At 70.0% G+C, this 21962-nt stretch carries 22 protein-coding genes and 2 tRNA genes; 7 read left to right on the plus strand and 17 right to left on the minus strand.

All coding sequences use genetic code 11. The features are described 5' to 3' along the window. The 7 genes from Q0Q23_RS15175 to Q0Q23_RS15205 all read left to right on the plus strand — a co-directional run. Window positions 1-606: GTP-binding protein (locus tag Q0Q23_RS15175; protein WP_295125788.1), on the plus strand; the 606-nt coding region annotated here is incomplete at its 5' end. A gap of 228 nt (window positions 607-834) precedes the next feature. Further along, window positions 835-3168, plus strand: coding sequence for a glycosyltransferase family 2 protein (locus tag Q0Q23_RS15180; RefSeq protein WP_295125791.1), 2334 nt, complete (start codon window positions 835-837; stop codon window positions 3166-3168). After that, the gene (locus Q0Q23_RS15185) at window positions 3168-4817 is read left to right on the plus strand and encodes a chitinase (protein ID WP_295125794.1); all 1650 of its coding nucleotides are present in this window, start codon (window positions 3168-3170) and stop codon (window positions 4815-4817) included. The genes Q0Q23_RS15180 and Q0Q23_RS15185 overlap by 1 nt, the downstream gene beginning before the upstream one ends. Window positions 4818-5054: 237 nt before the next feature. Beyond that, window positions 5055-5124: transfer RNA gene (locus Q0Q23_RS15190), tRNA-Pro, on the plus strand. Window positions 5125-5135: 11 nt separating this feature from the next. Continuing rightward, a tRNA-Pro gene (locus Q0Q23_RS15195) sits at window positions 5136-5209 on the plus strand. A gap of 322 nt (window positions 5210-5531) precedes the next feature. Beyond that, complete coding sequence (locus Q0Q23_RS15200) at window positions 5532-5810, plus strand: helix-turn-helix transcriptional regulator (RefSeq protein ID WP_007927099.1); 279 nt, start codon at window positions 5532-5534, stop codon at window positions 5808-5810. 3 nt (window positions 5811-5813) lie between these two features. Next, a complete protein-coding gene (locus tag Q0Q23_RS15205; protein WP_007927100.1) occupies window positions 5814-6206 on the plus strand; it encodes a VOC family protein in 393 nt (130 codons plus the stop codon). 73 nt (window positions 6207-6279) lie between these two features. Here the strand turns inward: Q0Q23_RS15205 and Q0Q23_RS15210 are convergent, their stop codons facing one another. The 17 genes from Q0Q23_RS15210 to Q0Q23_RS15290 form a co-directional block, all read right to left on the minus strand. Further along, window positions 6280-7449, minus strand: coding sequence for a site-specific integrase (locus Q0Q23_RS15210; RefSeq protein ID WP_040881160.1), 1170 nt, complete (start codon window positions 7447-7449; stop codon window positions 6280-6282). A 43-nt stretch (window positions 7450-7492) separates the two neighbouring features. Next, entirely contained in the window at window positions 7493-7705 is a 213-nt protein-coding gene (locus Q0Q23_RS15215; protein ID WP_007927110.1) for an AlpA family transcriptional regulator, read from the minus strand. Beyond that, window positions 7702-8286 carry a hypothetical protein gene (locus Q0Q23_RS15220; RefSeq protein WP_007927118.1) on the minus strand — a complete coding sequence of 195 codons (585 nt, stop codon included), beginning with the start codon at window positions 8284-8286 and terminating at the stop codon, window positions 7702-7704. The genes Q0Q23_RS15215 and Q0Q23_RS15220 overlap by 4 nt, the downstream gene beginning before the upstream one ends. 87 nt (window positions 8287-8373) lie before the next feature. Continuing rightward, window positions 8374-10152, minus strand: coding sequence for a TraM recognition domain-containing protein (locus Q0Q23_RS15225; protein WP_128277082.1), 1779 nt, complete (start codon window positions 10150-10152; stop codon window positions 8374-8376). Then, complete coding sequence (locus tag Q0Q23_RS15230) at window positions 10149-10613, minus strand: hypothetical protein (RefSeq protein WP_347271983.1); 465 nt, start codon at window positions 10611-10613, stop codon at window positions 10149-10151. The genes Q0Q23_RS15225 and Q0Q23_RS15230 overlap by 4 nt, the downstream gene beginning before the upstream one ends. A 129-nt stretch (window positions 10614-10742) precedes the next feature. Beyond that, window positions 10743-11189, minus strand: coding sequence for a hypothetical protein (locus Q0Q23_RS15235; RefSeq protein ID WP_007927125.1), 447 nt, complete (start codon window positions 11187-11189; stop codon window positions 10743-10745). Window positions 11190-11231: 42 nt separating this feature from the next. Continuing rightward, window positions 11232-11609, minus strand: a complete 378-nt coding sequence (locus Q0Q23_RS15240) for a YafY family protein (protein ID WP_128277084.1) — start codon at window positions 11607-11609, stop codon at window positions 11232-11234. A gap of 71 nt (window positions 11610-11680) precedes the next feature. Continuing rightward, on the minus strand, window positions 11681-13183 hold the full coding sequence (locus Q0Q23_RS15245; RefSeq protein WP_249737437.1) for an ATP-binding protein: 1503 nt from the start codon (window positions 13181-13183) through the stop codon (window positions 11681-11683). Then, window positions 13180-13971, minus strand: coding sequence for a hypothetical protein (locus Q0Q23_RS15250; protein WP_007927131.1), 792 nt, complete (start codon window positions 13969-13971; stop codon window positions 13180-13182). The genes Q0Q23_RS15245 and Q0Q23_RS15250 overlap by 4 nt, the downstream gene beginning before the upstream one ends. A gap of 51 nt (window positions 13972-14022) precedes the next feature. Further along, a complete protein-coding gene (locus Q0Q23_RS15255; protein WP_040881164.1) occupies window positions 14023-15492 on the minus strand; it encodes an SCO6880 family protein in 1470 nt (489 codons plus the stop codon). Between the two features lie 6 nt (window positions 15493-15498). Beyond that, window positions 15499-16884, minus strand: a complete 1386-nt coding sequence (locus Q0Q23_RS15260) for a conjugal transfer protein TrbL (RefSeq protein ID WP_128277085.1) — start codon at window positions 16882-16884, stop codon at window positions 15499-15501. Between the two features lie 30 nt (window positions 16885-16914). Next, complete coding sequence (locus Q0Q23_RS15265; protein WP_007926521.1) at window positions 16915-17184, minus strand: DUF6112 family protein; 270 nt, start codon at window positions 17182-17184, stop codon at window positions 16915-16917. 90 nt (window positions 17185-17274) lie between these two features. After that, complete coding sequence (locus Q0Q23_RS15270) at window positions 17275-17541, minus strand: DUF6112 family protein (RefSeq protein ID WP_007926523.1); 267 nt, start codon at window positions 17539-17541, stop codon at window positions 17275-17277. Beyond that, window positions 17541-19196: a M23 family metallopeptidase gene (locus Q0Q23_RS15275; RefSeq protein ID WP_165583642.1), complete on the minus strand. Its 1656-nt coding sequence runs from the start codon at window positions 19194-19196 to the stop codon at window positions 17541-17543. The genes Q0Q23_RS15270 and Q0Q23_RS15275 overlap by 1 nt, the downstream gene beginning before the upstream one ends. A 15-nt stretch (window positions 19197-19211) precedes the next feature. Beyond that, on the minus strand, window positions 19212-19901 hold the full coding sequence (locus Q0Q23_RS15280; protein WP_007926532.1) for a hypothetical protein: 690 nt from the start codon (window positions 19899-19901) through the stop codon (window positions 19212-19214). A 46-nt stretch (window positions 19902-19947) separates the two neighbouring features. Then, complete coding sequence (locus tag Q0Q23_RS15285) at window positions 19948-20958, minus strand: ParB N-terminal domain-containing protein (RefSeq protein ID WP_165583641.1); 1011 nt, start codon at window positions 20956-20958, stop codon at window positions 19948-19950. Then, a complete protein-coding gene (locus Q0Q23_RS15290; RefSeq protein ID WP_007926536.1) occupies window positions 20955-21869 on the minus strand; it encodes a hypothetical protein in 915 nt (304 codons plus the stop codon). Before Q0Q23_RS15290 ends, Q0Q23_RS15285 begins: the two co-directional genes overlap by 4 nt. Window positions 21870-21962: the final 93 nt, after the last annotated feature.

A 21962-nucleotide genomic window follows, 5' to 3' on the forward strand; every position in this document is an offset into this window, starting at 1 on the left:
CGCGTGCACCTGCAGCAGGGCGCCGACTTCTACGCGTCGCTGCGCACCTCCACCGCGCTCGAGAAGGCGGAGGTCGCGGTCGTCGTGCTCGACGTCTCCGAGCCGATCAGCGAGCAGGACGTGCGCATCATCGACCTGGTGCTGGAGTCCGGGCGTGCGCTCGTGCTGGCGTTCAACAAGTGGGACCTCCTCGACGACGACCGCCGCCGCTACCTGGAGCGCGAGATCGAGCAGGATCTCGCCCACGTGTCGTGGGCGCCGCGCGTCAACATCTCGGCGCGCACCGGCCGGCATCTCGAGAAGCTGGTGCCGGCGCTGGAACTCGCGCTCGAGTCGTGGGACACCCGCATCCCGACCGGCAAGTTCAACGCGTTCCTCGCCGAGCTCACCGCGGCGCACCCGCACCCGGTTCGCGGCGGCAAGCAGCCGCGCATCCTGTTCGGCACGCAGGCGTCGAGCCGGCCGCCGACATTCGTGGTGTTCACCACGGGCTTCCTCGACCCGGGCTACCGGCGCTACATCATCCGCCGTCTGCGCGAGGTCTACGGCTTCGAGGGCACGCCCATCGTGCTGAACATGCGCGTGCGCGAGAAGCGCAAACGCTGACGCCGGTCCCGCCGCCACCCGGCCGCCCGTATCGGCCCGGGCGGTGTCAAGGGACGGCGCGGCGTGGCGCAGGATGGATTTCGGTGACGCGTCACCCCAATGGTGGGGGGACCCGATTGGGGGTCTTTGTACCCCGCCTTGTCTTCACTAATGTGGACCACTGACGGAGCTACCCGACCGCGCTACCCGAAGGCGCGGGCTCCACCCATTGAGGACGCATACCCGACCATGAGTTCTACAAGTTCATACACGCCTGCCCGGAAACGGCAGTGGGGCGCCGAGCGCCGCACCGAACCGCTGCCCACCGTGCACCCGAAACCCTCCGATCGAAAGATCACCTGGAGCCGTGTCGCCATCGTCGCGACCATCGTGTTCTGGGCCATCTACGTCGTGACGACGATCATCCGGCAGTTCCTCGTGCTCGGCACGCAGGACTTCCGGTTCACGATGGAAGCCATCGGCTACACCGTCGTCGTCACGTTCCTGACGTTCTCCGCGCTGATGTACCTGGTCGCCCGTCAGGGTGCGTTGCAGCGGTTCCAGAAGCACGTGCGCGTTCCGCGCGCCGAGCTCGACCGCCACTTCGCGCAGAACCAGCCGTCGATCACGGTGCTCGTGCCCTCCTACGCGGAGGAGCCCGAGGTCGTGCGGATGACGCTGCTCTCGGCCGCGCTGCAGGAGTTCCCGTCCATGCGGGTGGTGCTGCTGGTCGACGACAACCCGAACCCGACCGACCCCGCCGTCGCCGAGCGGCTGGACGCCACGCGTGCTCTCGCCGACAGCATCACCGGTCAGCTCGCGGAGCCGCGGTTCCGCTTCACCGACGCCCTGCTGCGGCACGAACTCGGTGACGAGCGTGCGTTCGTGTCCGACGAGGCCGCCCTCGAACTGGCCGAGCACTACCGCTGGGCCGCCGAGTGGCTGTACGCCCAGGCCGACGCTCACAGCATCGACGACCACGTCGACGTCTTCTTCGCCGACCAGGTGCTCCGTGCGCTCGGCGACGAGCTCGCCCTGACCGCGGAGGCCGTGAATGCCGCCGTCTCGGAGGGCGCCGAGCTCCCCTCGGAGCGGGTCGCTCAGCTCTACCGCCGCCTGGCGTGGACGTTCGACGCCGAGTTGATGGTCTTCGAGCGCAAGAAGTGGGCCTCCCTGTCGCACGAGGCGAACAAGGCGATGAACCTGAACGCCTACATCGGCCTCATGGGCGGCACCTACCGTGCCGAGCAGACGCCGGACGGTCCGGTCCTGAACCCGGTGCCCGCGGCCTCCCGCCGGCCCGGTGACATCCAGATCCCGGACAGCGACTTCCTGCTCACGCTCGACGCCGACTCGATCCTGCTGCGCGAGTACTGCCTGCGGCTCACCTACTTCCTGCAGCAGCCGGACAACGCGCGCGTCGCCGTCACCCAGACGCCGTACTCCTCGTTCCGCGGCGCCGGCACCCGCATCGAGCGCCTGGCGGGTGCGACGACCGACATCCAGCACATCCTCCACCAGGGCAAGAGCTACTACGGAGCGACGTTCTGGGTCGGTGCCAACGCGGTGATCCGCAAGCGGGCACTGGAAGACATCGTCGAGACCGAGTGGGTCGGCGGGTTCGAGGTGCGCCGGTACATCCAGGACCGCACGGTCATCGAGGACACCGAGTCGAGCATCGACCTCGGCACCCACGGCTGGACGCTCGTCAACTACCCGGAGCGCCTCAGCTACTCGGCCACCCCGCCCGACTTCGGCTCGCTCATCGTGCAGCGCCGCCGCTGGGCGAACGGCGGCCTCCTGATCCTCCCGAAGCTGTGGAAGCAGGTGCGGGAGCGCAGGCGCCGCGGCGAGAACGTCTCGCGCATCGAGCTGCTGCTGCGGGTCAACTACATGGCCTCCATCTGCTGGGCCAGCTTCGGCCTGGTGTTCCTGCTGGCCTACCCGTACGACGGTCGCCTGTTGAGCCCGATGGTGCTGCTGGCGGCGCTGCCGTACTTCATCAGCCAGGCCAGCGACCTCCGTTACGCCGGATACAAGGCGACCGACATCTTCCGGATCTACGGCTTCAACCTGATCCTGCTGCCGGTCAACCTGGCCGGAGTGCTCAAGTCGATCCAGCAGTCGCTGACCGGCAAGAAGATCCCGTTCGCCCGCACCCCGAAGGTCAAGAACCGCACCGCGTCGCCGCTGCTGTACGTGATCGCGCCGATCGCGATCATCGCGTTCTCGCTGTTCACGCTGTGGCGTGACTGGAACGCGCACAACTGGGGCAACGCCGCGTTCGCCGCGTTCAACGCCACCCTGGCCATCTGGTCACTCGTCGCCTACATCGGCATCTGGAACTCCATCGTCGACATCTGGCTCGGTCTCACCAAGCCGCTCTACGTGGACAAGAAGCGGAAGAGCGCGGCGCCGGCCACCGCCCCGGTGACCGAGTCGATCGACTGGCGCTCGGTGCTCTACCACGGCCACACCGGCGGCGAGGTGCCGCACCTGGAGCGCACCGCGCTGCGAGACGACGCCCCGGCTGCGGCCGCCTCCGACGCGGCCGTGTCCGACGACCAGAGGCAGGCCGCCTGATGGCCCGCTCGGACAGGAAAGCCGCCAAGGCGGCTGCTGCGGCCGCTGCCGCTGACTCGTCCGTCGCGCAGACCGACCGTCTGCAGGCGCCCGAGTCGGACTCCGGCCGTCGTCTCTCGCCGTGGCGGGTGATCGGCGCCGCGCTCGTCGCGATCGTCGTCGTCTCCGGCGGGGTCGTCGGCTTCCAGTGGTGGAGCGCCCGCGCCTCCGTCGACGTCAAGCCGTGGTTCGCCTCGTTCGTGGATGTGACCGCGACCCCGAAGTACGCGTTCGAGAACCTCGGCACGACCTCCACCAAGGATGCCGTGCTCTCGTTCATCGTCTCGAGCCCGTCGAACGCCTGCACGCCTTCGTGGGGCGCCGCCTACACGATGGATCAGGCGCGCGGTTCGCTCGATCTGGACCGCCGGATCGCCCGGCTGCAGCAGCAGGGCGGGGACATCGCGGTGTCGTTCGGCGGGCAGGCCAATGAGGAGCTCGCCGTCGGCTGCACCGATCCGGCCGCTCTGAAGACCGCGTACGCGTCGGTCGTGGACCGGTACAAGGTCGGCACCATCGATCTGGACCTGGAGGGCGACGGCCTGGTGAATGCCGACGCCGCCTCCCGCCGGGCCACCGCGATCGCCGAACTGCAGCGGGAGCGCCGCGCCGCGGGCAAGGGTCTGGCGGTGTGGCTGACCCTCCCGGTCGCGCCCACCGGCATGACCACCGACGGCACCAACGCCATCGCCGCGATGCTGAAAGCCAAGGTCGATCTCGCCGGCGTCAACCTGATGACCATGGACTACGGGCAGGCCAAGGACGCGTCGAAGTCGATGGCCGCGACCTCCGAGGCGGCGCTCAGCGCCGCGCAGAGGCAGCTCGGCGTGCTGTACAACCGGGCGGGCATCCACCAGTCCGACCCGAGCCTGTGGGCGAAGATCGGCGCCACCCCGATGATCGGTCAGAACGATGACGAGGGCCAGATCTTCGGCCTCGCCGACGCCAAGTCGCTCAACGCCTGGGCGGTCTCGACCGGCCTCGGCCGCATGTCGATGTGGTCGGCGAACCGCGACAAGACCTGCGGCTCCAACTACGTCGACCTGACCGTGGTCTCCGACGCGTGCAGCGGCGTGAACCAGGGCAAGCAGACCTTCGCCGGCCTGCTCTCGAAGGGCTTCGACGGCCGCATCGCGCTGGGGGAGGGCGCCGTGACCACCGCGGAGCCGACCTCCGCCGCCGCCACCGACGACCCCGCCCACTCGCCGTACCCGATCTGGACCGCCAGCAACTCGTACCTCAAGGGCACCAAGGTCACCTGGCACCACAACGTCTACGAGGCCAAGTGGTGGACCAAGGGCGACGTGCCGGACAACCCCGTGCTCAACCAGTGGGAGACCCCGTGGGAGCTGGTGGGCCCGGTGCTGCCGGGCGAGACCCCCATCCCGCAGCCGACCCTGCCCCCTGGCACCTACCCGACCTGGTCGGGCGAGACCCCGTACGACAAGGGCGCGCGTGTGCTCTTCGACGGTGTGCCGTTCGAAGCCAAGTGGTGGACGCAGGGCGACAGCCCGGAGGCGGCCAGCGCCAACCCAGACTCGTCCCCCTGGGCCCCGCTCACCCAGGACGAGATCGACACGATCCTGGGCGGTGGTACCCCCCAGAAGTGACTCGGTGGCGGGATGCTGCCTCCTGTGCGCATCCCGCCGCCGACCCACTCGGACCAACCGCTGCGGGGCGGGACGTCCGTGGCGCTCGCGCGCGCACGCTCGTCGGGAGCGGTGCGTTCGGCGCCGGTGCTGGCGGGGCCCACAGTGGCTTTCGGGTTGGTCACGACCGGCCCCGCCGGCACGCTAAGATAGTCGAGTTGTCTCATTTGGCGCCCCCCGGCCTGGGTGGGACAGCAACGGGCTGTGGCGCAGTTTGGTAGCGCACTTGACTGGGGGTCAAGGGGTTTACCCCTCCTGGTTGGCTCAAAAATTGAATAACGGGATGTGGCGCAGCTTGGTAGCGCACCTGACTGGGGGTCAGGGGGTCGCAGGTTCAAATCCTGTCATCCCGACGTAAAAGCCCTGGTGAGAGCATGTTTCTCGCCGGGGCTTCGTCATGTCTTGGGAGGGTTTTTGTTGGTCCCCCTCTGGTCCCCCTGGACCCGCGCACGCTCGGGCTGCCTGTGGATAGATGGGCCCTCCGAGACCCCTTCCCTGTGGATAAGGGGACCAAAAGGGGACCAGAACGATTCCCGGCCTCATTCGCCCCCCTGCCCGGCTGTTATCGGATGGACGTGAGGACTCGGTAGTCCCCGCTTCTCTCGGACGCGGGCGAGAGCGGCTCGCGTGAACCGAGGCTTGATATGCAAGTAGCCACTTGCCTACTGTGGAGGCGTGGGAGACATCTACCAAGCACTCGCCGATCCGACCAGGCGCCTCATCCTCGATGAGCTCTCCGAGCGCGATGGGCAGAGCTTGTTCGAGTTGTGCGGCCGGCTGGCGATGCGGCATGGCATTGCGTCGTCCAGGCAGGCGATCTCCCAGCATCTGACCGTCTTGGAAGAAGCGGGACTTGTCAGCTCGCAACGTTCTGGGCGGACGAAACTCCTCTCCCTGCACACCGAGCCGCTGCGGGAGATCACCGAACGCTGGCTCACCGAACCGAAGGAATGACTCATGAGCATCCGAATCAACGTCACGAGCGTCTTCGTTGACGACCAGGCCAAGGCACTCGCCTTCTACACCGACAAGCTCGGCTTCGTCCCCAAGAACGACGTGCCACTGGGCGAGTTCCGCTGGCTGACCGTGGTCGGACCTGACGCACCCGACGGCCCCGAGCTGCTGCTGGAGCCCAATCAGCACCCTGCGGCCAACGCCTATACAGCCGCACTCGTCGCCGACGGCATCCCGGCAGCCTCCTTCGCCGTTGACGATGTGGCCGCGACCTATGCGCAGCTTGTTGCTGGCGGCGTCCGATTCACGCAAGAACCGACACCGATGGGGCCTGTCGTCACCGCCGTATTGGACGACACCTGCGGAAACCTCATCCAGCTCACAAGCCCGGCATAACACAGGCCACCGTCGTTCACGTCCAGCATTGCCGCCTGCATCGGTTTGCCCCGAGTCCAGCCCGATCGCGGAGCTAGATGCCGCGCTTGGGCGGCTGACTCTGGCGCGCATGGCGACGCTGCCCCGCGGCAGAGAGGAAGGCGTTGGCCTGCTCAGCGGCGGAGGCGAGGTGGCGGTCGTCGGGGTGCAGGTAGCCGCGGGTGGTCTCCAGCGAGGCGTGCCCGAGGATGTCTTGGAGGACGTGCAGAGGGATGCCGGCGTCGGCCATCCAGGTCGCCCCGGTGTGGCGCAGGCCGTGCCGGGTGAGGTCAGGCAGCCCGAGCTTCGCCACGACGCCGTCCCAGTTCGTGGCGTCGCGGACGGTCGCAGTGGTGAGGTAGCCGCCCTTCGGACCGACCAGCAACGAGTCCGCGGGCTCCTTGCCGTCGGTGAGGCGTTCGAGCACGGGCCGGAGCGGTTCGAGGATCGGCACGCGTCGCTCTTTGCGGCTCTTGGTCGGCTTCGTGACCAGGCCACCCTTGCCGGGGAACACCTGCCGGCGGATCACCACGAGGTTCTTGTCGAAGTCGACATCCCCGACCTGCAACCCAGACACCTCCGAGGACCGGGCCGCGAGCAGCGCGGCGAGCATCACGAAGTCGCTGTAGGACTGATGCACCTTCCCGCATGCGCGCGCGAGGCGGTTGAGGGTCTTCATGTCCGGGATCGCGTGCGCCCGCGGGGAGGCGTGTTCGGCGGACTGGCCGCGGAAGGCGTTGCGATTCAGGCTCCGCTTGGCACGGTTCTTCGCGGGGTTGATCTGGATCAGCCCGTCCCGCACGGCTTCATCGAGCACCCGCACGAGCGGGGCGATAGTGTTCTTGATAGTTGAGGCGCCGTGACGCTGTTCCCACTCATCAATGGTGCGGTCGATGATCCCCGCGGTGATTTGGGTGACCGGCAGATGCCCGAGCGCGGGCAGCACCCGCAGCTTCAGCCCGTACCCGTAGGTCTCGCCGGTGGAGGTCGGGTCCAGGCCCCGCGCCCACCGGTCGCCGATGGAGGTGACGAACTCCAGCAGCGTCATGGACACGTCCATGCCCTTGGTCGAGGAGTTGCGGAGCTGGTCGAAGAACGCGTGCGCGGCCGCTTCGTCCCGCACGATCTCCGAGCGGATCACCCGGCGCTTGGTGGTCGGGTCCGTCCACCGGGCGCGGGCGCGGATGCCGTAGGAGCGGCGCTCCATGTCCGTGGAGACCTTCACACCAATCGGCGGGACCGGCTTGGGCTCAGCGGTCGGCTGCGGCTCAGCTCTCCGGGGCATGGTCGTGTTCCAGCTCCGCCAGCCAGCGATCCACGGCGTCGAGCCGATACCGGGCGATCCCGCCCAGGCGCAGGAACGGCGGCCCCGTGCCCGCCGACCGCCACCGCGACAGGGTGGACTCCGAGACCTTCAAGTACGCCGCGACCTCGCGGCTGTGCATGAGCGGCGACACCACGAGCGTCCCTTCGTCGCTCATGACAGTTCTCCGGTGTCGGGGTCGAGGGTGCGGTAGAACGCTTCCTCGGCGTCGCGGCGAGCCTGGACGTCGGCCATGACGAACTCCACGAACTCGGCGTCGCGGTCGATGATCGGCAGGTCCTGGATCGGGTCGGCGGGTTCCTCACCGGGCCAGACGGTCTGCCTGGTGGGCCGGTCGTGGTCGAGCTTCGTGCCGGACGCAGCGACCCATTCGCGCAGCCGCTGGCGGGCGTCGGCGAAGTCGCGGTGCCAGCCCAGTGGCGCGGAGCCGTTCTGCTCGGGGTCGTAGGCGCACAGCCAGTGCAGGTGCAGCGCGGACAGCTCCCACAGCAGCTCAGAGTGGGCGTACCAGGCGGGCGGGATCACCGCGGCGGGCAGACCGTAGGTGTGCCGCAGCCAGTCCACCCACCGGTTCAGCTCCAGCCACTCGACCTCGGCATCGTCGGCGTTCAGCAGGTTCCAGTTGATCGGGTGCGGCGGCTCCGCGATCAGCGGGTCCTCGAAGCCCTCGTCGCCGTCCAGCTCCGGGCCGGGCAGGTCGCCCGTGGTGGCGTCATCGTCGCGGGGATCGTCGGACATGGTGTGCTCCTGTCTGCTCTCGCGGTCCCCGGTCATGCCGGGGCTTTCTATGGCAGGCAGGTGGGCGCGGAGGCGACTGGCGTGTGCTCAGGTGTCAGAGCGGCGCAGCAGGGCCTCTATCTGCGCACGATCGGCGGTGAGCTGGGTGGTGTCGGGGCGCTTTGGCCACGGGTGCAGGTCGGTGACGATCGGGGGCGCGGAGCGCAGCAGCACGATCCCGGTGCCGAACGGTAGCCGGCGGATGCGGTCGGGCGGGAAGATCGGCACCCGCCGGACGGAGCGCTGGTTGGAGCGGGTGCCGTGGTCACCCAGCGTCACGGAGTCGGTGTACTCGTCGCGTTCCCCGACCAGGGCGCTGAGGTCTTGCAGATCGCGACTGTTGGAAGCGCCGCCGAGGATGACCTTGACGATCGACGCGTCCCAGATCGCGCCGGCCTGGTGCTCGTTCCACTTGTCCCGCGCCTGCGCGAGGGACTGGAGCACCGGCATCGTCGTGATGCCCGACCCGCCGCCTTCGGCCATCAGCGTCGGCAGCGACGGCAGGGGCGAGAGGTTGGCGATCTCATCCAGCGCCAGCAGCATCGGCGGATCGAGCCGCGCACCGGGTGAGCGCGCGGCGAGACGGCGGGCAGTCTCGATGAGGTCTTCCACCAGCGCCGCGACCAGTGCGGCGCTGGCTCCCGCACCGGACCCGGTGGCCAGGAGAAACAGGGTGCCGCGGTTCTGGATGAAGTGCTCGGGGTCGAATCCTTCACCGGGGCCGGGTGAGACGGCGTCGAGCACTCGGGGGTCGGCGAGCGATCCGAGGGCGAGGGACACGCCTTGCCAGATGGAGTCGCGGGTGCGGGGGTCGGAGTCGATCATCGCTTCCAGCGACTCGGCCCATCCGGTCGCCGCGCGGGTCGAGCCGGTCAGGATCGCCACCGCGTCGGCGGCTGCGGTCGGGTCGAGGGTCCAGCGGAACAGCTCGGCCGGTGGGCGGTGGTCGATCGCGGCGGCGTGCAGGAGCGCTTGCAGTGCGGCGCGGGTCTTGCCCTCCCAGAACCCGCCGCCGTCGACGCCGCCGGATGAGAGGCCGGTTCCGGCGGCGAGCCCGGTGGCGCGGATCATCGCGGTCTGCGGGGACTCACAGCCCCGGATCGGTGACCACCGCATCCCCGCGGGCAAGCCTTCGGCGAGGTGTTGCGGGTCGAAGATCGCGACCGGCCCGACCCGGCTGCGGGCGCGCAGGGTCGCGGTCAGGTTGTCCGGCCGGGTCGAGGTCACCACGACGGCACCGGGGGCGTCGAGGATCGCGGGGATCACCAGGTGCAGGCCCTTCCCGGAGCGGGGCGGGCCGATGACCATGATCGAGTCCTCCACCGACGCCCACACCCCGGTGCCCTTAGAGGCGCCGAGCCGGTAGCCGACATCTTGCGGGCGTGGATTATCCAGCCCGGGGCGGAGGTTCCCGGCGCGACGCAGCAGCGCCTTCTCGGACGCGGCGGCAGCGACCTCATGCCTCGTGGCAATGCCCGCCATCCGGCGCGGGTCTTGCTCGACTCGGTGCGTGTGACGGCGCAGCCGCGACCAGACCCACACGCCGCCGGTGATGAGCACGGCGAGCAGGAGGCTCGTGACGAGCCAGTAGACGACCGGGCTCATGCCGGGCGCGTCCAGGGCGCCAGCGGGATCGCCCGGATCGAACAGCACACCGATCCCGGACGCAGGACCACCGGCGGGCTGGCTCGTGCCGGTGACGAATGCCGCGACGGACCCGGCGCCGCGGAGCACCAAGGCGATGCCGAACAGGCCGACCAGTCCGATCATGGCCGCGTTGGTCAGCTCATCACCGAACGAGCCGGTCTGCCGACCCTGACTGTTCATGGCAGCCGCCGGACGATCGTGGCGCCGGAGATACGGCCGACCAGCACCACCTCCACAACCCCGCCCGCAGCATCCGACCCGAGCCGGCCGGGGTCGATCAGGGCACGGGCCGTACCGGTACCGGACGCGTCGGTGTGCCCGGTGACGACGGCGACCGCGATGTCCTCGCCGGGAACGAACCCGTCGCCTTCAACGGTTTGGAATACCGGCCGCGAGGCTGGCTTCTCGGGGTCAGGCGTCGGGTCGGGTGCTCGGCGACGTTGAGCCGCGATGATGTCGGTGAAGGTCGTCCCGTCTGCCTCGCGGACCTCGACCCGCGCCGGTGTCGTCCGGTCATCCGTGGCACGGTCGATGATCTGCCCGAATGAGGAACGCCGCCACGGCGGCGCGAACGGCTCGGGGTCCAGCCGTATCCCGTCGACGGTGACGGCCACGGTGCCGTCCTCGCGCACGTCGAGCACGACGAACGGAATAGACACCGGGACCGGTTCGGGCTCGACTCTCCTCATAGCGGCGAGGTGAACCAGCGATACCTTCGTCCCGCCCAGACCGGCAGCCGCGAGATGCTGACGTTTCGGCCCGCGCGCGGCTTACTCGCTGGGCGGCGTCAGCTCGATGCCGCGTGATGTAGCGAGAGCTTGGAGTTTCTCGGCATCGTCAGTCTGCACACAGACGGTCGCGCGGAGGCCTGCTTCCTCGCTGCGAAGCAGGTAGTAGGCGGTGCTGTCTGTGAGCAACTCACCGGCGGCGTCGAAGAACTCCCACCGCACTCGTATCAGCACGAGTAGGCCGGTGAGGTGGTTCTGATCCAAGAGTTCGTATCCCACGGAGTGGAGGCCGAGCTTCTGGTAGAGCGGGTAGGACTGCTTCAAGCCCTGCACCATCGCCTCTCGCGATTCGAGGACCCCGGAGAACCGGTCGTCTGCGATCAGGCCTGGCGTCGTCCAGAGGTCGGCCGCGGACTCGGCGTCGAGGTCGGTCATGGTGGCGGCGTAGCGGGTGAGGTAGTCGTCGATCTGTTCGTGGCTGATGCTCATACTTCGACGATACGAGCTAATGCCGACAAGGCTGTGACGGTTTTACGCCACCGTCTCAGGCGAGAGTGCGGTGGTGAGCTTCTCGAAAACGCTTCGTGCGCTTGAGGAACTGTAGGGGCCGATGGCGACCAGTGCCGCCAGCAGGGCGGACACCTCGCCGGGCGTGAGGGAGACCTGGCACGCTTGTTCCCGAGCGGCGACTCGGTAACCGCCTCGTGAACCCCTGACGACTTCAACCGGAATGCCGGCTTGTCGGAGCCTGGCGATATCTCGCTCGATGGTCCGCGCGCTGATCCCAACCAGGTCGGCGAGCTGGTTCGCAGTGGTGAGCTTCGGATGCCGTGCGCGTAGTTGCTCGATGACGGCGTGCTGCCGCTCGACCAGGGGAAGGAGCTGGTGCAGGCGGATGGAGGGGTCCATACGACCAGACTCGCACCTGAGCGACGGTGATGCCCGGAACAGCTTCGATCCGCCAAGGCCTGGCGTCCCGTTCACGGCTCAAGAGCATGCGATGGATCGCCATTCATGCGGGCAGTGGTATCGAACGCGGCCAGTTCGGCGGGGTGGAGTTGGTGCTGGACGACGAAGCTGCGGTCCTTGATGCGCCAGAGCCCTTGCCCGGTGCCCAGTCCCGGCAGGAGACGTTGCTCGGTGCCGGTGAGCCCGAGCGCGGTGGCGGTGGGGCCGAGCTGGTCGGTCTCTTGCCGGTAGACGATCCGGGTCTCCGCGTTCGCCAGCAGCGAGTTCGCCAGAGCACGGTTCGCTGAGCCGAGGTCACCGACGTTCTCCAGGTCGGTGAGCTTGTGGAACACGAGCAGGTTCGCCAGGCCGTAGTGGCGGGCGAGCCGCCAGTGCGCGTCCATCCGGCGCAGCAGCGCCGGATGCGACATCAGCCGCCACGCCTCGTCGTAGATGACCCAGCGTCGGCCGCCGTTCGGATCGAGGAGGGCGGCTTCCATCCACGCCGACGAGCACGTCATCAGCACCGAGATCAAGGTGGAGTTCTCGGTGACGCGGGACAGGTCCAGGCTGACCATCGGCAGCGTCGGGTCGAACCTCACCGTCGACGGGCCGTCGAACAGCCCGGCCAGGTCACCAGCGACGAGCCGCCGCAGCGCGTGCCCGACTTGACGGCCATCCTCAGCAAGTCGGCCGTCTGGATCGTCGGCCGGGTCTGGGCGCAGCAGCCGGTCGACCACCATCGGCAGAATCGGCACCTCGGTGTCGCGCACCGCGCCGGCCAGGGCGGTATCGATCGCGGTGTGTTCCAACGGCGCGAGCGGTCGAGCAAGGACGGTCTCGGTGAGCGCGCCCAGTAGGTCCCGGCGCCGCGCAGCCAGCGTGGTCGCCCACTCCCGGTCCGAGAGGCCACCGGGACGGTAGCCCTCATCGAGCGGGTTGAGCCTGTTGCCCATCCCGTGCCCGAGGATGATCGCCTTCCCTCCGACCGCTTCGGCGACACCGGTGTGCTCGCCTTTGGGGTCGCCGGGAACGTAGACGCGGTAGCCGAACGGCAGGCTGCGCGTGTAGAGGCTCTTGGCGAGCGAGGACTTCCCGGAGCCGACGATCCCGGCCAGGATCAGGTTCGGGGCGGTGATAATGCCCCGCCGGTACAGCACCCACGGGTCGTAGACGAACGACGACCCGGAGTAGAGATCCTGCCCGATGAACATCCCCTGCGGCCCGAGACCAGCTTCGGCCAAGAACGGGTAGTGGCCGGCGAAGACGGCGCTGGTGTCCTGATGCCGAGGCAGCCGGAACCTCCCCGGAGTACGGAGCGCGGCTGGCCCTGGCTCGCCGGCCGAGGACAGGTAGACCGTGGCTCGCCGTTCGGCACGCTCAGCCTCCAGCTTCGCGCGGGCCGTGGCCTTCTCCGCCTGCCGCTGCTCGGCGACGAGCCGGGCGGCTGCTTGTCGCCGCTGCTTTCGCAGCCGCCGTCGTTCGGAGGCCGGTGCGACGAGGACGGCGGTGTGCAGCTTCTCGTCCCGGCTCACCACGAGAGCCCCCGGGCCTGCTTGACGGCGGCGACGCCGGGATGCTCGAACCAGCTTCCGTCCCGGACTCCGCTGCGCCGTCTCGCCGTATCGCGCCCGGTCTCGCGGTCCGAGGGTGGGACGGGGGTGTCGTCGGGCGGGTCTGTCGCGTGGTCGGCGGGGATCAGGTGCCGCCGGTAGAGGGCAACGTGCCCGGCCTGCGGGTTGTAGGTCATCGCATAGTCGCCAGTCTCGGCCGGCCGATCCCCGGCACAGACAGGGCCGTGGTCGTGAACATCGCCGTTCTCCAAGGCGGCGTCGGTGGTCTCGTCGCCGTAGTCCCAGCCGGACAGATGCTCGATCCCCGCCTCGACGCCGTCACGGTCGATGAGGTCGAGAACCCGGTCGGCGTCCTCGCCTTGCAGGAACACGACCCCCACCCACTGTTCAACGAGTTGCGTCGGTGGGTTCCAGACGATCCGGCCGGAATGACTCATCGCGGCGTTGAGCCGGTCGTGGGCCCGGTCGATGAGCGTGCCGGCCCGGTGCAGCTCGTCGGCCGCCGACACCGCCTCGACCGCACCGCCGGCCGGGTCGCGTGCTTCGTCGGCCAGCTGATGCTGCTGGTTCAGGTGGGCGGTGGCGAGCTGGTCCAGGACTTGCCGGAGCGAGCGCACCCCGCCCAGCAGGTCACCGATCACCGCGTACATGTCGGCCGGGTCGGCGAAGCTGCGGGTGGCGTGCGCGAGCCCGCGCAACGCTTCGGACGCCTCGGCGGCGTCGCGGCCGGGATCGGCGAACGTGGGCATCACTGGCCTCCATCTGTGCAGGGTCTCGACGCCTGCCAGGTAGGCCAGCGGTCACACGATCCGGCACAGCGGGAGCGCCGCCGCGGTGAAGGCTGCGGCTTGCTGGCCGACGAGCCGGCGGGTCTCGCAGGAGGCTTGGATCGCGGACTGCTCGATCGCGGCGATCGCGGCTTCCAGGTCGTCGAGGGTGGGTGCCGTGATGCTGATGAGGCCGGAGACGCGGAGCACGCCGTGTCCGGCGGTGAGGTCGGCTTCCTGTTGGAGCACGTCGTGGTACTCGGCGGTCTGGGCGGCGTCCTCGATCTGTCCCATCCGTGCCCGCTGGGCCGCATCGGAGAGGTGTTCGACCTTCTTCTTGCGGATGTCGCGGGCGGCCTGATCCGAACGCATCGGCGTGTAGAGCAGCGAGACCGAGCGTTGGATGCCGGTGGACAGCAGCACAGGGGCGAGGAAGCCCGGGTAGACCATGCTCCGGGGCCATTCGGCGACCCAGAGGACGGTGTGCCAGGCCGAGTCGGTGCGCAGGCTGCCCCAGGTCTCGGTGACCGCGACCGGGCCGGCGGTGGCGAGGTCTTGCCCGAGCTTCCCGTGCCGTTCCAGTGCGGCGGCGACGGCCGGGTCGTAGGCCGAGCGCAGGATCACCGCGACCTGGCCGGGGCCGAGCCACCCGACCGGGGTCAGGTCCGCCGACCGCAGCGCGGCGGTTAGGGTCGCCATCTCTTGGCGCAGGACCGCGGCGGCGCCCCGGATGCCGCCGCCGGCGGTCCTGATCTGCCGGGCCGCGGTCTTCATGTCCAGGGAGAGGCTGATCGTGGTGGCGTGCCGTTCCCCGGCGGGACCGGCCCGTTCGATCAGCTCGGCGTAGGTGGTCGCGGCCCAGGAGTCGTCGGCGGTGCCGTGCTCGGCCCACCATTCGGCCAGTCCGGTCCCGGAGTCCGGCAGCGTCCGCTCCAGGACCTGCAGGGTCGCGATCCGCCCGGACCGGCAGATCGTGGCGAGCACCCGTCCCCAGGAGGTGACCCGGCGTTCCTGCTCGCCGGGGTCGAGCAGCACGAACGCGGGATGGGTGACTTCGCAGACCACGGTGAGGGTGGACTGGCGGGGGTCGTGGATCATGCAGGCCCCGGTCTCGGGGTCCAGATGCTCGCGCAGCCGGGCCATGTCGCCGGGCAGGGCGAGGTTCCCGGCCGGGCGCGGGGTGACGATCCGCCGCCGGTACAGCAGTTGCCCGCCGGTGGAGCGCCACAGCCACCAGCAGGCGACGGGGAGCCATTCGACCATCGGCCGCCCGGCGACGGGCACCCAGGTCAGCACCGCGGCGAGCACCCAGATCGGGGCGGTGTAGGCCAGCAGCATCCCGGCCCCGCCGTAGAACGCCGCCAGCACGCTCAGGCCGCCGATGCCGAGGGTGATGAGCTGTGAGATCGAGAGCCCCAGCAGCACACCCCGGCGCGTGAGGCGGGAGAACTTCACCGGCGTCAGCTCACTGCCCGGCGCTTTCTGATCTGTCGTGGCGGGCATGGCCGGTCACTCCTTTCCGGTTTGCGGCGGCGCTGGCTGGGACGGTGCCGGGGTGCGCGGCTGGGGTGCGGACGGCGGGGGCGGTGTCTTGGACGGCGCGGTCTGGCCGCTACCGGCTTGGCCTTCGGCGCCGCTGGCGGCGGTCTCGGCCTGTCCGGCGACTGCCTTGCCTGCCTTCGGGCCGGATTCGGCCGCGCCCTTGACGACCTGCGCTCCGACGACGACCGCCGCGGCCGGACCCGCCGCCGCAGCACCGCCCCCCGCTCCTGCCGCCGCACCGGACCCTGCGCTGGTGCCGGCACCAGCGGTGCCAGCGCTGCCGGTGCCGCTGGCGGCGGCCGGTGCCGGGGTGCGCGGCGACGGGCTGCCGCCTGGTCCGCCGCCGGACACCTTTCCGCCTCCCGGGTCGCCGCCCTGGGGGTCATCGAGAACCTTCTTCGGCTCGCCGCCGCCGGGGGTCTTGGAGGGCAGCGGGAGGGGACGGTTGAGGGCGTTCTTGGCTTCCTGCTCGGTGCCCATCTGCTGGTAGAGGTCGAAGCCGATGAACGACACGAACCGGTAGGCCATGTACGGGGCGAAGGCCGCGATTCCCATCAGCACGATCCCGGTGATCGGCTCGGTGACCGCGGTGATGTCCGCCTCGATGGGGGTGGCGATCTGGGTGATCGCCAGCAGGAAGATCACCACGAGCACGAGCTTGGACACGATCAGAGCGATCACGAACGCGGCCCACTTGCCGATCCACCCCTTGGTGGCATCCCACGAGGCGCCGGCGAACGCGATCGGCGCGAGCACGACCCCGACCAGCAGCAGCGCCTTGCGGATCAGCAGCGAGAACCAGACGATGAAGACCGCGGCGATCATCAGCCCGGCCAGGAAGATCGTGACGATCGCGCCGACACCGGGAGCGGCGATGTTGATGCCGGTCAGTCCGGCGGCGAGCAGGATGATCTTGTCGCCCATCGTCTCGGTGGTCTCCCCGGATGCCTGGATGATGCCGATGCAGAGCTGGTCCACGATCTCCAGCGCGAGCGCGGTCAGCGTGACCACGACGAACGCGCCGAGCACCGACTTCGCCGCTCCGAGCGCGGCACGAGACAGTGCGGTCGGGTCGCGCTTGATGAGCCCGGTGATGAGTTGCAGGCAGAAGAAGATCAGCACCAGGAACACGCCGATGCCGAAGATCAGGTTGTAGACGTTGGTGAACCCATCGGTTTGGACGTCGACCAGGGTGGTCGTGTCGAACACCGCCCACATCGCCTCGATCAGCCAGCCGGCCGCGCCGCCCATCGCCTGGGCGAGCCAGTCGAACGGGGCAGCCACGACCGTCGCGGCAGCTTCCCCGGCCACATCGCACACCGACGAGATGACCGGCACATCGCAGACACCCATCGTGAATCTCCTGTCGTGTCGGGGCCGGCCTCAGACGGCCTGGCCGACGTCCCAGAAGAAGTTGACGAGCGTCACTGCGGCGCCGCAGATCACCGCGGCGCCGCAGGAGATCAGCACGCCGAGCTTCCCTCGCCCGGACAGGTGCGGGTTGGAGCTGTTGGCGCCGTAGGCCCACACGATCGCGGACACGATCAGCGCCAGGACGGACAGGATGAGGCCGACCGTCATCACGGCGCCGACGATGGCGCGGAGCTGTTCGATGCCGGGCAGGCCGGAGCTGTTGGGGTCGATGTCGATCACGGCGGTTACTCCCTCGCTGAGCGGATGGCTGGTTCAGCGGCGAGGTGAGCCAGTTGCCCCCTGAGGGCCGCGTCTGCCTGCGCGCGGGGGTCAGAGCTGGCGGCCGAGGACGATCAGCCAGTTCACCCACGCCACCCCAGCACCGGCGAGCACGGCGGCACCGGCCCCGACGAGCACCCCGACCCGGCCCTTGGAGGCCAGCGAGTGGTTGCCGTGCGACGCGCCCAGCGCCCAGCAGATCGCCGAGACGACGATCATCAGCACCGCGACGACGAGCACGATCGTGAGCAGCGCACCGATCACCTGTTCCAGGTCACCGATCCCGGCCAGGCCGTCGAAGTCGGGGAACACGTCCATCACGCACCGGCCTTGACGGTGACGTGGAGGTGGTCGAAGTGTCCGCCGGTCACGTCACCGGGGTCGTGGCTTCCGCCGCCGTCGTAGTCGCGCCAGCCTTCCCCATCGCGGGCGACCGACCAGATGCGGCCCTGCCAGATCAGGTACTCCACGCCCAGGGTCTCGGCGTGGTCTTTCATCCAGTTCGTCACCCGCCATCCGTCCTCGAGTTGCGCGGGTGTGGGATAGGTCCCGATGCGGTTGCCGAAGGTGATGTCGCAGGCGCGTCCCAGCGGGTGCTCGGAGGTGGTGCCGGGCCGGGGCGAGTAGCAGGCCCAGCCGGTGTCGGGGAACCCTGCGCGGGCTTGGGCCACGAGGTGCGCCATCCGGGCGGTGATCTGCCCGTCGCTGGTGGGGTCGTCCACTAGCCGGTCGGGGTCGCCGTCGACCGGGGCGGGTTCGCCCGCGGTGCCGCCGGGGGTGTCGCAGCCGGCGGGGGTGCCGACGGCGGCTTCGGGCAGGTCGGCGGCGTTGTGCGCGTTGAGCCACGCGGCGGCGTCGACGGCCTCGCCGTGGGTGCCGCCGGGGCGGACCTCGAAGTGCAGATGCGGTCCGGTGGAGTTGCCGGAGCTGCCGACATCGCCGATGTGCTGCCCGGCGACCACCCGGTCACCGGCTGAGGCGTGGAGGCCGGATTCCCACATGTGGGCGTAGGCGGTCGCCACCGTCTGGCCGTCGATCTGATGCTCGATGACGATCAGCCCGCCGTAGCCGCCGGAGAACTCCGCGACGGTCACGGTGCCGTCCGCGGCGGCGAGGATCGGGGTGCCGTCGGGGGCGGCGAGGTCGGTGCCGGTGTGGAACGACGACTCTCCGGTGATCGGGTGGACTCGTGGCCCGAACTCGCTGGTGAGCACCCAGGTTCCCTCCGGCAGCGGGAACACCACCCGCGCGGACTGTGCCACCGGACCCGCCGCGACCGCGGACCTCGCCGGACCGGCCGAGCCGGATGCGTCGGTTCCGTCGCTGGCGGCGCCGGTGAGGGCATCAAGGATCGCGTCGGCGACTGGCTGGTAGTTGCGGTAGCGGTCCGGGTAGGCGCTGACTTCGACGGCTTGGGCGGCTTCGCCGGGGTCCATCTGCTGCCAGCCCGGGATGTCCAGCAGCCCCCGCGGGCTCGGGTAGTTCGGGCCGTCCGGTCCGCCGAAGAACGCCCGCGCCTGGTAGTTCGGGTCCATCAGCTCCGCGACGGTGCCCCACCCGGATTGCGGTCGCATCTGGAACAGGCCGAGCGAGTCGTGATCCGAGCCGTTGCCGTCGTTGGGGTAGTTCCCGCTGTCGGGGTAGGCGCCGGTGTTCGCCAACTGCCGCAGCGTGCTCTCGGCCAGCGCGGCCATCAGCGCGATCGTGATGCCGGGCCGGCCGACGCCCTCGATCCCGCCGCCGATCGTGATGATGGTGGCCGCGTGCGTGAGCTGCTGCCGGTTCAGGGTGAACGTCTCACCGTTCGCGGTCGTGACCGTCAGCGACTCCGGGACCGTCCCGACGGTCACCGATCCGCCGGGAGTCGCGCAGTTCGCGGCGGCGGGATTCATCAGCACGCCGATGCCGACCAGCCCCAGCATGGGGCCGAGCAGCAGCAGCGCGAGGATGGCGGCGGTGAGCTTCTTCAACACGGCAGGACCCGGTGGCTATCGGAGCGGGTTGTCGAGCTGGGACAGGCGCAGCAGATGACACAGGCCGGTGCGGAACTGCGGCGCCGGCGGCGGGCAGGCCAGGAACACCGTGAACGACACCGACTGCTCAGCCGTGACCGGTTCGCCGTTCCAGACGCCCGCGCGGTGGCGGGTGCCCTCGATCGTGACCGCGGTGGCACCAGGCGCGAGCTGGCCGGGCTGGGCTTGCTCGACCGCCTGATCCCATGCCTCCGGTACGAACGAGCGGTCGATGACCAGGCGCTGGGTGGTGGCGTACTGGCGCAGCTCGATCCACGTCTCACGGGAGGGCAGGTAGGCGGCGATGTCCGAGCCGAGTCCGGCCTGCTCGGTGCCGGAGGGGTCGCCGACCTCCAAGATTCCGGCGGAGTAGTCCAGCGGCATCAGCCCGGAGCCGGTGTCCCACCCGAACAGCGCTTCCGCGACGTTGCGGGCGAACTGATCCGGGTCGTGCGAGGGCAACACTCGCGGTGGCCCCGGCGCCGCCGGGCCGGTCTCGTCGAGCGCGGTGACGGTCGGCGCCGGTGCGGGTGCGCCGTCACGGGGTGGTCGTGGGCCGGTGAGGAGCCCGTAGACGCCGACACCGACGAGGAGCAGCAGGGCGAGCCCGGCGGCGATCACGGCGATCAGCCGGCCACGGGACCAGGATGCGAGATTCGTCTTCATACCCGCCAGGTGCGCCCGCCCGTGACACACCGGGACCCGGAGTAGTTCAGAGTGCGCGTAGCAGCGGCTGGTCGGGCTGGGTCGCGGTGCGGGCGGTGCGGAGCCGGTCAGCGAAGGCCATCGTGCCTTCGACGGCGGCGAAGAACACCTCGATCTGCTCGTCGGTCAGGTCCGTCGCCAGTTCGTCCACGTCGTAGTGCGTCCACCACGCGTCCAGCCCGCCCCAGGTCAGCACGAACGCGCGCACCGAGAACCGTGCCGGACCCGCGTCCCCGTCAGCGGGTCGCGCCTCGGATACGGCCCGTTTCGGAGCCTTGCCGCGCCGGGTGGTATGGACGCGGGCGAGTGCTTCGTCGGCCAGCTCGTGCAGCCGCCGGTCCCGCTCAGCGCCGGTGTCGGAGTGTGCGTCCCGGAGACGCTGGAGGATCGGGTTGACCGGCGCGCCGGCCTCGATCCGCGCCAGCCCGTCGCGGGCCTGGCCGCGCAGCGCCTCAGAGACGGAAGGGTCGTCGGTCAGGCGTTGCAGGAACCCGATCTGCTCCAGCCGCGTGTAGGACAACGAGCCGGTCACCATCCGCGCTGCTTGCGCGCGGGCATCGCCGAGCGGGCCGGGGGCTGGTGGTCCCGCCGAATCGGCGGGACCATGCTTCCCGGGCTCGTGGCCGTCCTGGAACTGGGTGGCCGCCTTCCTGCGGGCGGCGTCCTCGGCGATGAGTTCCTTGATCTCCCGGTACAGCCCGGCCGCCTCGATCGGGGTGAGGGACTTGTGGAGCTGGTTGTCGTCCTGTTCAGCGAGCAGATGACCGAGCCGGTCCGAGATGCCCGAGCGCACCCACACGCTGACGCGGCGGTGCCCGAGCTGCTTGATCGCCGCGAGCCGCCGCGCCCCGCACACCAGCGTCCCGTCCGGGGTGATCGTCGGCGGCTGCAACAGGCCCTCCCGCTCGATCGACGCCGCCAGAGCGTCGAGGTCGCCCAGGTCGGTGCGGTGCCGGCGACCGACGGTGATGGAGTCCACCGTCCGCTCCAGCTCGATCCGCCCGTCCGGGGTACTCATCTGGCACCTCGCGACGTGTCGGTGCCGCGCGCGTTCGTGCCGGGTGCCGCCAGCGACAGGGTGAGCACGAGGTCGTCGTCGCGCAAAAGCACCGGGAGCGTCTCACCGATCAGCAGCCGCAGCAGGATGCCCCGTCCGGCGCCGGTCGTCGCGAGTTCCGCCGCGGGGCTGCCCAGCAGCGCACGCAGCAGCACCGCCCAGGTCCGGCCCGGCATGTCGAGCAACGCGCGGGCGTGCTTGTCACGCCGCAGCGTCTCGTAGGCGGTGTGCCGGTTCCCGACCCGGGTCAGCGTCCCGCAGACATGCTCCACCGCCGCCCGCGCGGTCCCCGCAGGCCAGCCCAGCAGCACCAGCAGCGTGATCGCATCCTCGACCGCCGCGGTCGCCGACGTCGGTTCCGACCCGTCCCGCCCTGCCTCGTCACCGTGTTCCTCGCCGTGCCCGGTGGTGTCGTGCGGGTCGGTGATCTGGAAGGCGGGGTGGTAGTCGTCCAGCGGGTTCTCCCGGTCGGAGAGCCGTTCGGGGTCGTGGAACACCGAGTAGCGGGGCCGGCGCGCCTGGTGGGTCGAGCACAGCAGCCCTTGGCCGCGTTCCTCGGCGATGCAGGTGATCCGCACCGCGTGAGTGACCACCGCCCACGGGTCATCGGCGGTGCGGGCGGCCTTGCTGCGCATCACGTCGAACGCCGCTGACGCGGCCTCCCACGGGTCGAGCCGGTGCTTGTGCGCCAGGGCCGCGTACTTCTCGGCCGCGAACGCCATCAGCTCACCCGCCACGGGGTCCTGCTCCCACGCGCCACGACCCGCGGCGTGGAGCCGGTGCAGCAGCGCGCGCAGCCCCTCGCTGCTGCGGTAATCCTCCGCCCGTTCGCCGCTGTTCGTCGTGCCGGTGGTCTTGGTGTCGTCGGTCATGGTTGGGGCACCTCCTGGCGGGCAGGTGCGCCCGCAGGTCCCTGCGGGTCTGACCTCCGCCAGCCAGGCGTCCACCACTGATCACCGCTCCCG

It is taken from the genome of uncultured Leifsonia sp. (assembly GCF_945957465.1).
In the GTDB taxonomy this organism is placed as follows: domain Bacteria; phylum Actinomycetota; class Actinomycetes; order Actinomycetales; family Microbacteriaceae; genus Leifsonia.